Raw genomic sequence first — 10,158 nt, forward strand, 5'->3', positions numbered from 1 at the left:
ATGGGTTTTCGAATCGAAGTCGATCTGGATCTGTGCCAGGGCCACGCCATGTGCGAACTGGAGGCGCCGGACTACTTTCGGGTGCCCAAGCGCGGCAAGGTCGAGATCACCGATCCAGAACCGCCCGAAGACGCCCGCGACGAAGTCGAACGCGCGGTCGATATGTGCCCAACGCATGCACTGTTCATCAAAGAAGATTCAGGAGACTGACTTATGACATCACGAGCTTCACGCGAGGAACTCGAGGCATGGGTCGACCGCTGGCTGCAAGCCAACAAGGACTGCGAGAAGGCCGGTGACTGGCGGCCGTTGGCGGACTTCTACACGCGCGACGCCACCTACGGCTGGAACATCGGCCCCAAGGAAGACGTCATGTGCGTCGGCGTCGACGAGATCCGCGACATCGCCCTCGGCCTGGAAATGGAGGGCCTGGAGAACTGGGTGTACGAGTACCAGAAGGTGCTCATCGACGAGAAGCAGGGCGAGATCGTCGGCTTCTGGAAGCAGATCGTCAACAAAGCCGACGGCACCCAGGACGAGATCTACGGCATCGGCGGCAGCTGGTTCCGCCTCAACGCCGAGAACCTCATCGAGTGGCAGCGCGACTTCTTCGACTTCGGTCACGTGGCGAAGATGTTCGCGACGCTGATCGAGTCCGGCGACCTCAGCGCCGGCATGCAGAAGCGGATCGAGCGCAGCCTCGCCGGCGAAAAGCTGCCGGGCTACTACCCGCTTGGCCAGGCACCCGTCCCGATTTGGTGACCGCGGACCGATGACGGACCAACCAAGCATTTGATTTGTTGCACGCGCTATGCTGACGCGACAAGGGTGCCTGTGGCGCCCGTCACCAAGTTGTCCGGCATGAAGGCGCCGGGCAGCGCTGATCGATTCAAAGGCGAAATGGGGTCAGGACCATCGTGAAGACAAAAGGCGCACTGATCTGGGAGTTCAACCAGCCCTGGTCTATCGAGGAAATCGAGATCGGCGACCCGCAAGCGCACGAGGTCAAGATCCAGATGGAAGCGGCGGGCATGTGCCACTCCGACCATCACCTCGTCACCGGCGGCATCCCGATGGCCGGCTTCCCGGTGCTCGGCGGCCACGAGGGCGCCGGCATCGTCACCGAGGTCGGCCCGGGCGTGGAAGACATCGCCCCCGGCGACCACGTCGTGCTGTCGTTCATCCCGTCCTGCGGCCAATGCCCGACCTGTCAGGCCGGCATGCGCAACCTGTGCGACCTGGGGGCCGGCCTGCTCGGCGGCGCCGCGGTCTCCGACGGCACGTTCCGCATCCAGGCCCGCGGCCAGAACGTCTTCCCCATGACGCTGCTGGGCACGTTCTCGCCCTACATGGTGGTGCACCGCAGCTCCGTGGTGAAGATCGACCCGTCCGTCCCGTTCGAGGTGGCGGCCCTGGTCGGCTGCGGCGTCACCACCGGCTACGGCTCGGCCGTCCGCACCGCCGACATCCGGCCGGGTCAGGACGTCGCCATCGTCGGTGTCGGCGGGGTCGGCATGGCGGCGCTGCAGGGCGCAGTCAACGCCGGCGCGCGCTACATCTTCGCGATCGACCCGGTCGAGTGGAAGCGCGACCAGGCGCTGAAATTCGGTGCGACGCATGTCTATCCCGACATCAACGCGGCGCTGATGGGCATCATGGAGGTCACCTACGGCCTGATGGCCCATAAGGTTGTCGTCACCGTCGGCGAACTGCAGGGCGCCGACATCGACAACTACCTGAACATCACCCAGAAGGGCGGCACCTGCGTGGTGACCGCCATCGGCAGCCTGCTGGACACCAACGTCAACCTGAACCTGGCGATGCTCACCCTGATGCAGAAAAACCTGCAGGGCACCATTTTCGGCGGCGGCAACCCCCAGTACGACATCCCGCAGCTGCTGTCGATGTACAAGGCCGGCAAGCTGAACCTGGACGACATGGTCACCACCCAGTACCGCCTCGAGCAGATCAACGAGGGTTACCAGGACATGCTGGACGGCAAGAACATTCGCGGCGTCATCCGGTACACGGACGCCGACCGGTAACTCCCCCACCCACTGGTCCCGAGTGACCGGGTTCGGTCACCTGATGGCGCCGGGACGGATCGGCGCCATGACGGTGCGCAACCGCATGGTCATGTCTCCGATGGAGACCATGTACGGCACACCGGACGGGCTGCCGTCGCAGCGCACCCGTGACTACTTCGCCGCCCGTGCCAGAGGCGGGGTGGGATTGATCACGCTGGGCGCCACGGGAATTGACCATCAACACCCCGAGACGCCCGGGGGCCTGCACCTGGCCACCGACGAGGCGGTCGACGCGCATCGGGCGCTGGTGGAGGTTGTGCACGAGCACGGCGCCAGGATCCAGCCGCAGATCGTGCACGCCGGACCGGACGGTCTGGGGCCCGAGATCTTCGGTGTCACATCGTTGGGGCCGTCGGTGATCCCCTCCTACCTCACGGGGCGCCCGTCGGCCGAGATCACCAAGCACCAGTTGTGCGGGGTGCTCGATTTGTTCAAGGCCGCGGCGCGGCGTGCCGTCGAGGCGGGGTACGACGGCATCGAGCTGCACGCCGCGCACGGCTACATGATGTTGGGCTCCTTCCTTGCGCCCCAACGCAATCGCCGCACCGACGAGTACCGCGGCGATTCGGCGCGCGGCCGGGCACGGGTGGTGCTGGATGCGCTCGCCGCGATCCGCTCCGAGATCGGTAACGCCCTCCCGATCACGCTGCGCATCTCGGGCTACGAACGGGTCGCCGGTGGCCGCCCGATCTTCGAGACCGCGCAGCTGGCACCGGAATTCGTCGCGGCCGGTGTCGACGCCTTCCATGTCAGCGGCGGGGTGATCGACCGGCTGGTGACCGGCATGGTCAACGGCGCCGACGACGGGGAGGAGCTCAATGTCGGCGCCGCGGCCGCGGTCAAGCAGGCGGTCGACGTGCCGGTGATCGCCGTGGGCCGCATCCACGACCCCGTCCGCGCCGAGCGGATCCTGGCCGACGGGCGTGCAGATTTCATCGCGATGGGCCGTCCCCTGCTGGCCGATCCCGACCTGCCGCGCAAACTGCTCGAGGGGCGCCAGCACCGGATCCGTCGATGCATCTCCTGCGAAAACTGCATCGACGCAATGGAACAGCGTTTCTCCGTCGACTGCGCCGTCAATCCCCGCACCGGCAAGGAGCGCGAACTGTCGCCGGCCCGCGCCGCGCGCGCGAAGAGGGTCGTGGTGGTCGGCGGCGGGCCCGCCGGGCTGGAGGCGGCGCGGGTCGCCGCCGAACGCGGCCACCGCGTCACGCTCTTCGAACGCAGCGCCACGCTCGGCGGGGCGCTGCGCTGGGCGTCGGTGCTGCATCCCGAGAACCAGCCGTTCCTGCGCTACCTGCGCGACGAGATCACGCTCAGCGGCGCGCAAGTACAGCTCGGCCACGAGATTTCGGCTCGGGACATCGTCGACGCCGGCCCGGACGCGGTGATCGTGGCGACCGGGGGCCGCGTCGCGGTGCCGACGATCCCCGGCTCCGACCTACCGCACGTGCACACCGGGCCCGGGTTGCGTGAATTGCTGGGCGGCAAAGCGGAATCCGGCGCCCCGGCGTGGCGGCGGCTCGGGGCGTCCGCGCTGGGCGGCTGGCGGCAGCGCCTGGTGCGGCCCGCCGCCGTCCGGCTGGCCAGCCGCGCCTGGATGCCCGTCGGGCGCCGGGTCACGATCGTCGGCGGGGACCTGGTCGCCCTGGAATTGGCCGAGTTTCTGGCGAGCCGGGGTCGGCTGGTGTCGATTCTGGAATCCGGCAAGGACATCGCGCCCGAAGTGGGCAACAAGCGCAAGACTGAGCACATGGATCGACTCGACCGGCTGGGCGTCGCCGTGCACGTGCGGGCACGCGTGGAACGGATCATCCCCGAAGCGGTGATGTTCACCCCCGCCGGCGGCACCACCCGGCGGTTGCCGGCCGACAGCGTCGTGCTGGCCGGCGCGGTCGAGGCCGACACCACGCTGTTCGACGCGCTGATCGCCGCGTTGCCCGGCGCCGAGGTGCATGCGGCGGGCGACTGCACCGGGCTGGGGCTGATCCGAAAGGCCACCGAGGAAGGCGCGCGCGCCGCGTGCGCGATCTAGTGACAGGAGAAACAACGATGACCCAAACCGCCCAATCCCCGGCGCTGACCGCTTCGCAGTCCTCGTGGCGCTGCGCTCAGGGCAAAGACCGGGACGGCTGGCTGGCGTTGATGACCGACGACGTAGTCATCGAGGACCCGATCGGCAAGTCGGTCACCAATCCCGACGGCACGGGGGTCCGCGGAAAGGCGGCCGTCGGCGAGTTCTTCGACAACAACATCGCCAAGAATCAGCTGACCATCACCTGCGAGGAGACTTTCCCGTCCAGCTCGCCCAACGAGATCGCTCATATCTTGGTGCTGCAGAGCAAGTTTGAGGGCGGCATGACGAGCAAGGTGCGCGGCGTGTTCACCTACAAGGTCGACGACGCCGGGCTGATCACCAACATGCGCGGCTACTGGAACCTCGACGTGATGGAGTTCGGCCAGGAGTGACGCCGCGGCCGATCGCCGAGATTGCCGTCACGGTCGTGACGTGAGGCCGACCGCGACCATGGCGGCAATTTCGCCGCCCCTATGCTGGGGCCATGGCGTCGATCTTCACCAAGATCATCAACCGTGAACTTCCCGGCCGCTTCGTCTACGAGGACGACGACGTCGTCGCGTTCTTGACGATCGAGCCCATGACCCAGGGGCACACGCTGGTCGTGCCGCGGGCCGAAATCGATCAGTGGCAGGACGTCGACGGCGCGACCTTCGCGCGGATCATGGCCGTCAGTCAGCTGATCGGCAAAGCCGTGTGCAAGGCCTTCCGGACCGAGCGGGCGGGGGTGATCATCGCCGGGCTGGAGGTGCCCCACCTGCACGTGCACGTGTTTCCCACCCGCCGCCTGAGCGACTTCGGCTTCGCCAACGTCGACCGCAACCCGTCGGCGGAATCCCTGGACGAGGCGCAGGCCAAGATCAAGGCGGCCCTGGCTCAGTTGGCGTGAACCGGCTCCGGCGCCGGCACCTCGCTGACCCGCGGCAGCGTGACGCGGAAGCAGCAGCCCTGCCCGGGCGCGGTCGTCACCGTGACGGTGCCGCCGTGCGCCCGCACCAGCGAGTCGACGATCGATAGACCCAACCCGGTGCCACCGCTGGCGCGCGCCCGCGACGAGTCGGTGCGATAGAACCGCTCGAACACCCGCGACGCGTCCTGCTCGGTCATGCCGGGACCCTGGTCGGCCACCTCGAGCACCGCGTCGTCCCCCTCGGTGCCGACCCGCACGGTGACGTCGGCGTTCGCCGGCGTGTGCTGCAACGCGTTGGCGACCAGGTTGCTCAGCACCTGCCGGATCCGCGGTTCGTCTCCGAGCACCTCCGGGGTGCCGGGGCCGTCGAGGACTTCCATGGCGATGGTGCGCTTCGGATCGATCGCCTGTGCGTCGTGCACGGCGTCGCTGGCCAGCGCCAGCAGGTCGACCCGGTTGTGCTCCAGTGGCCGCTGCACATCAAGGCGGGCCAACAGCAGCAGGTCGTCGACCAGCAGCCCCATTCGGCTGGCTTCGCTCTCGATCCGCGACAGCAGCATGGCGACGTCGCGCGCGGCGCCCTGGCGATACAACTCGGCGAAGCCGCGGATGGTGGTCAGCGGGGTGCGCAGTTCGTGGCTGGCATCGGTGATGAACCGCCGCATCCGCTCCTCGGAGCCGCGGGCCTTCGCGGCCGAGGACTCCGAAGACGCGAGCGCTTCCTGGATCTGAGAAAGCATGCCGTTGAGGGCGAGCGAAAGCCGACCCACCTCGGTACGCGGATCACGTTCCGGCACACGGCGATCCAGCTGACCGGAGGCGATCGCCGCGGCGGTCTGCTCGACCTCGGACAACGGCCGCAGGCTGCGCTGCACCACAGCGAAGCCGGCGATGCCGACCACCACCAGCACCGCCACCCCGATGCCGATCTGCAGCCACACCAGGGAGCTGACCGTGTGCTGGACGTCGGAAAGGTCGATCGCGACGGTCGTCAGGCCGTGCGGGCCGCGCACCGACACCGCGCGCCACTGGATGTCCGACCCGTTCACCGACGGCAGCGTCGTCGGATTTGGGCCCACGTCGTTGTTGGGCGGCAAGGCCGGTTCGGCGTTGCGGTCGTTGATGGCGGTGAACGGAGTGCCGTCGATGCCGATGCCCCGCACGTAGAACTTCGACGGTGGCCGGCCGGGGTCGGGCCCCTCGTAGGGCGGCGGCGACTGCCGGCGGGGCGCCTGCGCCCACCCGCGGGACGCGTCCAGCAGCGTCTGGTCGATCCGCGTGACGAGGCTGTGCCGCAGGATCGACGTGACCGCGATGCCCGAGACCGCCAGCCCGCACGCCACCAGCACCAGGGTGGCAGCGACCAGCCCTACCCGGAGCGGCAATCCACGTCGATGCGGTGTGGCCATGATTGTTCGCTAACGCTGATGACCGGGCGCGCGCTCAGCGCGGTTCCCGCAACACGTAACCCACGCCGCGCAGGGTGTGCAGCAGGCGCTTCTCCCCGGTGTCGATCTTGCGCCGTAGGTACGAAACATAGGACTCGACGACATTGACGTCACCTCCGAAGTCGTATCGCCAGACGTGGTCGAGGATCTTGGGCTTGCTCAACACCGTGCCCGCGTTGATCACAAAGTAACGCAGCAGCGTGAATTCGGTCGGCGACAGCGAGACCGGTTCGCCGGCCTTCCACACCTCGTGCGTTTCCTCGTCGAGTTCGATGTCGGCGAAAGTCAGTCGGGCACTGCGCGGTTCGGCTCCGCCCTTGCCCGCGCGGCGCAGGATGACCCGCAGCCGGGCGACCACCTCTTCGAGGCTGAACGGTTTGGTGACGTAGTCGTCGCCGCCCAGCGTCAGGCCGGCGATCTTGTCCTGCAGCGAATCTCGGGCCGTCAGGAACAGCGCTGGCGCGTCGATACCGTCGGCGCGCAGGCGACGCAAAACCCCGAACCCGTCCATGCCGGGCATCATCACGTCGAGGATCACCGCGTCGGGGCGTGCCTCCCGCGCGCGATCCAGGGCCTGGGCCCCGTTCGTCGCGGTGTAGACCTCGAAGCCCTGGAATTTGAGGCTCACTGAGAGCAGTTCAACGATGTTGGCCTCGTCGTCGACTACGAGGACGCGAGCCTCCGGTTTCGATTCGGTTGGGGTTACCGCGGTCATCAGGTTCTTCTGCCTCTTGTTGAACGTTAGCTATGTGAAGGTTGTGTGATTGCTGAAAGCTCAGTGCCAACACTCTGATAGTAGTCTGCCAGGAATCCTCGCATCGGCTTGGACCTGCGCAAGTCGGTGCGGCCGCGTCGCGAATAAACTCGTGGAATGAACCTCGCCGCACGGATCGTCTCGGCCGCGACCGCCCCGGCCCGAGTCGGGCTCGCCGCCGCGGATGCCAGCCTGACCGTCGCGAGCACGGCGGTGGGGGTGGCGAAACGCGCTCTGGGTGACGGCGGGACCGCCGGCACCACCGCCATGACGTCCATGCTCGGAATCGACGACGCGATCGTGCGCGCCAACCGGCTCGCCCGACTGCTGGACGACGACGCGCCACTGGGACGGGCCGTCGCGCCGGACGGGCCGATCGATCGGCTGCTGCGCCCGGGCGGCGTCGTCGACATGCTGACGTCGGAGGGTGGCCTGCTGGACCGCCTCACCGCGGAGGGCGGCGGCCTGCACCGCACGCTGCAGCCCGGCGGGCTGGCCGACCAGCTGGTCGCCGAGGACGGGTTGATCGAGCGCTTGCTGGCCGAGGACGGGCTGGCCGACCGGCTGCTCAGTGAGGGCGGGCTGGTGGACAAGCTGACGGCGAAGCACGGTCCGCTGGATCAGCTCGCCGACGTCGCCGACACCCTGGCGCGGCTGACGCCCGGGATGGAAGCGCTGGAACCGGCGATTGCCACGCTGCAGGACGCCGTCGTCGCGCTCACCATGGTGGTCAACCCCCTGAGCAATATCGCCGACCGCATTCCGCTGCCGGGCCGGCGACGCCCTTCGTCGCGTCCGGTGCGCTCAACGCGCGTGATCGACAGCGGCGAGTGACCGATTACGCTTGACCCGGCTTGACCCCGCCTCCTTAGCTCAGTGGTAGAGCACTCGCCTTGTAAGCGAGCGGTCGTCAGTTCAATCCTGACAGGGGGCTCCGTACGGTGACTGCCGATGGATGACGCGCGTTTTCGCGGCAGTGTTGCGGTAACGTCCTGGGGGTGCGCGCGGAATCTGTAGGTGCCGCGGCCGCGGTCGCCGCGGTCTTTGCCGCGTGTTCGTGTCCCACCGGTTCGGCTGACCCCACGCCGGAAGATCCACCGTTCCCGGTCGGTGGGATGGGCGTGCCCGTGCACGTGCGGGCGGCCGGCGGCGCAACCGCCGACATCACCGTCAACAGTGCAACGTGGTTGCCGCCGGGGTGCGCCTCCCATTTCGCGAATCCGTCGGGTGACCCCGGCTGCAACGTGGTGGAACTGACCATCACCGGGACGTCCCACAGGTTCTTCCAGTTCGACCAGGGCTACATGTTTGCCGGATACGGCGGTGGCGATCAGCCATGGACCCATCCCGGCGACGCCCCCCGGCCGGCGTCGTTGGCGGTCGACTTCAGGCGGCTCGACAAGATGCCCGCGCTGCAGCAGGGCGGCCTACAGGACGGCCAGACCGCGCATGGATTCGTCGGCTTCGTTATGCCGGCGGGGGGTGACCTGTACATCACGATCAACGATCCCGCCCAAGCCGCTCCATACACCGAAGCGGGTTTGATCGTCCACACCTGACGCGGTCACCGCGGAGCGACCGCGATGACTGCCGCCGTCAGATTCCCGCACAGATGTTCACGAACGGAATGGGCGCGCAGACGCTGACCCAGACATGCGGCCTGGGGCCGCCCCACGCCGGCGGCGGAGGCGGCGGAGGTGGCGGGGGCGGTGCTTCCGGAGGTGGCGGGGCCACTGGTTCGGGTGCCTGCGCCAGAACGACACACGTATTGGATGGTGCGTCGTAGACCGTGCCTTGGCCACATTCGGCGGCTCTACTCACCGCCGGCGAGAGGGACGTGGTCGCGATGGCCAGACCGATTACGGCTGGGCCGATGAGTGCGAAATGATTAGCCATGGTGAGCACCGCCAATCTCCGTGCAGGGAGATCGTATCCCCGTCAGGGTTGCTGCGGAAGGGCTATTTGACGCACGTTTGGCGGGCCGGCGGACCCAAGAACCGCATGCGTAGGGCCGGCCGCAGCGGGTAGCCGATATCAAAGACTTGCCGCTCACTCTGGAGGTCCGCGATGCCGGTTACGGCGGGGCCCGTTCCCGGGCTGACGTCGGGTTTGCGCAGGGTCCCGACGGACCCGGGACGTTTCCGCACCGGGCGTTGGTGGCTGCTCGCCGAGGGCGTGTTGGTGAGCGCGTTCGGCGTCGCCGGGCTGCTTTCGGATGCGCTCCATCCGCACGCCGGCCCGACCGGCGTCCCCGTTCTCGGCCTGGCGTCGGCTCCGGCGCACAGCGCGATACTGCTGGCGCTCGGGGTGCTGGCCATCGCGGCCGTCGCCAAACGCCGTGCGGCCGTGGCGGTTACGGCGTTGAGTGCCGTGGGCTACACGCTGTTGTTGTTTTTCAGCAGTGTCGCCACCGCGCGTACGACGCCGACGCCGCTGGGGTTCCACGCAGCCGACATCGTCCTGCACGGCGTCCTGGCGGTGGTCAACCTGGCCCTGCTGTTGTGGCTGATTCCCGACGAGTTGGGGGACGAGGCCTGGGTGCCGCGCCGGGGACGCGACCGCGACCAGCCGCAGTCCGCGGCCGCCGGAGCGGTTCTCGAGCGGGAGGCCGCATCACCGAGCGCGGCTTCACCGACGGTGCCGCCCGAGCCGGAGATGGGAACCGTTGACAGCAACCCCGGGCCAACCATCCCGCCGCCCGACGTTGCCTCCCCGTCCCAGAAGGTCAGCGAGTCAACCCCATTGGGGCACTCCGCGACGCGGCGTTCGAGGGGCGTCACGCCCGCGGTCTTGGTGATGGTGATGCTTGTCGTCGGCATCGAGGTTGCGGTCGTAGACATCCACGAGTTCCGACGGGATCCGCGGCCGGGTGATGGAGTCCC

At 68.2% G+C, this 10,158-nt stretch carries 10 protein-coding genes, 1 tRNA gene and 1 pseudogene; 10 read left to right on the forward strand and 2 right to left on the reverse strand.

Annotated elements, in window-relative coordinates; translation table 11 throughout:
* The 6 genes from A5702_RS18700 (at window position 1) to A5702_RS18725 (ending at window position 5,053) form a co-directional block, all read left to right on the forward strand.
* Window positions 1–210 carry a ferredoxin gene (locus A5702_RS18700; RefSeq protein WP_055403263.1) on the forward strand — a complete coding sequence of 70 codons (210 nt, stop codon included), beginning with the start codon at window positions 1–3 and terminating at the stop codon, window positions 208–210.
* A 3-nt stretch (window positions 211–213) separates the two neighbouring features.
* On the forward strand, window positions 214–762 hold the full coding sequence (locus A5702_RS18705; protein ID WP_055403264.1) for a hypothetical protein: 549 nt from the start codon (window positions 214–216) through the stop codon (window positions 760–762).
* A gap of 155 nt (window positions 763–917) precedes the next feature.
* Window positions 918–2,045, forward strand: coding sequence for an NDMA-dependent alcohol dehydrogenase (locus tag A5702_RS18710; RefSeq protein ID WP_055403265.1), 1,128 nt, complete (start codon window positions 918–920; stop codon window positions 2,043–2,045).
* Between the two features lie 22 nt (window positions 2,046–2,067).
* A complete protein-coding gene (locus A5702_RS18715) occupies window positions 2,068–4,122 on the forward strand; it encodes an FAD-dependent oxidoreductase (RefSeq protein ID WP_068222597.1) in 2,055 nt (684 codons plus the stop codon).
* 17 nt (window positions 4,123–4,139) lie between these two features.
* Window positions 4,140–4,556: a ketosteroid isomerase family protein gene (locus tag A5702_RS18720; protein WP_067818878.1), complete on the forward strand. Its 417-nt coding sequence runs from the start codon at window positions 4,140–4,142 to the stop codon at window positions 4,554–4,556.
* Between the two features lie 92 nt (window positions 4,557–4,648).
* Window positions 4,649–5,053: an HIT family protein gene (locus A5702_RS18725; RefSeq protein ID WP_055403268.1), complete on the forward strand. Its 405-nt coding sequence runs from the start codon at window positions 4,649–4,651 to the stop codon at window positions 5,051–5,053.
* Here A5702_RS18725 and A5702_RS18730 read toward each other — a convergent pair.
* Window positions 5,025–6,483, reverse strand: a pseudogene (locus tag A5702_RS18730) (sensor histidine kinase). The gene A5702_RS18725 and the pseudogene A5702_RS18730 sit on opposite strands and share 29 nt — an antisense overlap.
* Before the next feature lie 34 nt (window positions 6,484–6,517).
* Complete coding sequence (phoP, locus tag A5702_RS18735) at window positions 6,518–7,237, reverse strand: two-component system response regulator PhoP (RefSeq protein WP_068222600.1); 720 nt, start codon at window positions 7,235–7,237, stop codon at window positions 6,518–6,520.
* Window positions 7,238–7,393: 156 nt separating this feature from the next.
* Here phoP and A5702_RS18740 point away from each other — a divergent pair, with 156 nt between their 5' ends.
* From A5702_RS18740 to A5702_RS18755, 4 genes are all read left to right on the forward strand, one after another.
* Window positions 7,394–8,110, forward strand: coding sequence for a hypothetical protein (locus tag A5702_RS18740; RefSeq protein ID WP_055403271.1), 717 nt, complete (start codon window positions 7,394–7,396; stop codon window positions 8,108–8,110).
* Between the two features lie 28 nt (window positions 8,111–8,138).
* Window positions 8,139–8,210 (forward strand) — tRNA-Thr (locus tag A5702_RS18745).
* Window positions 8,211–8,274: 64 nt separating this feature from the next.
* Entirely contained in the window at window positions 8,275–8,835 is a 561-nt protein-coding gene (locus tag A5702_RS18750) for a hypothetical protein (protein ID WP_068222603.1), read from the forward strand.
* A 508-nt stretch (window positions 8,836–9,343) separates the two neighbouring features.
* Window positions 9,344–10,158, forward strand: an 815-nt coding sequence (locus A5702_RS18755) for a DUF4383 domain-containing protein (RefSeq protein WP_068222606.1), incomplete at its 3' end; no start/stop codon positions are given.

Source organism: Mycobacterium sp. E3339 (assembly GCF_001666915.1).
In the GTDB taxonomy this organism is placed as follows: domain Bacteria; phylum Actinomycetota; class Actinomycetes; order Mycobacteriales; family Mycobacteriaceae; genus Mycobacterium.

Coding starts and splice junctions, on each gene's coding strand:
- A5702_RS18720 (WP_067818878.1), top strand. CDS start 4,140: ATGACCCAAACCGCCCAATCCCCGGCGCTGACCGCTTCGCAGTCCTCG.
- A5702_RS18725 (WP_055403268.1), top strand. CDS start 4,649: ATGGCGTCGATCTTCACCAAGATCATCAACCGTGAACTTCCCGGCCGC.
- A5702_RS18700 (WP_055403263.1), top strand. CDS start 1: ATGGGTTTTCGAATCGAAGTCGATCTGGATCTGTGCCAGGGCCACGCC.
- A5702_RS18705 (WP_055403264.1), top strand. CDS start 214: ATGACATCACGAGCTTCACGCGAGGAACTCGAGGCATGGGTCGACCGC.
- A5702_RS18740 (WP_055403271.1), top strand. CDS start 7,394: ATGAACCTCGCCGCACGGATCGTCTCGGCCGCGACCGCCCCGGCCCGA.
- phoP (WP_068222600.1), bottom strand. CDS start 7,237: ATGACCGCGGTAACCCCAACCGAATCGAAACCGGAGGCTCGCGTCCTC.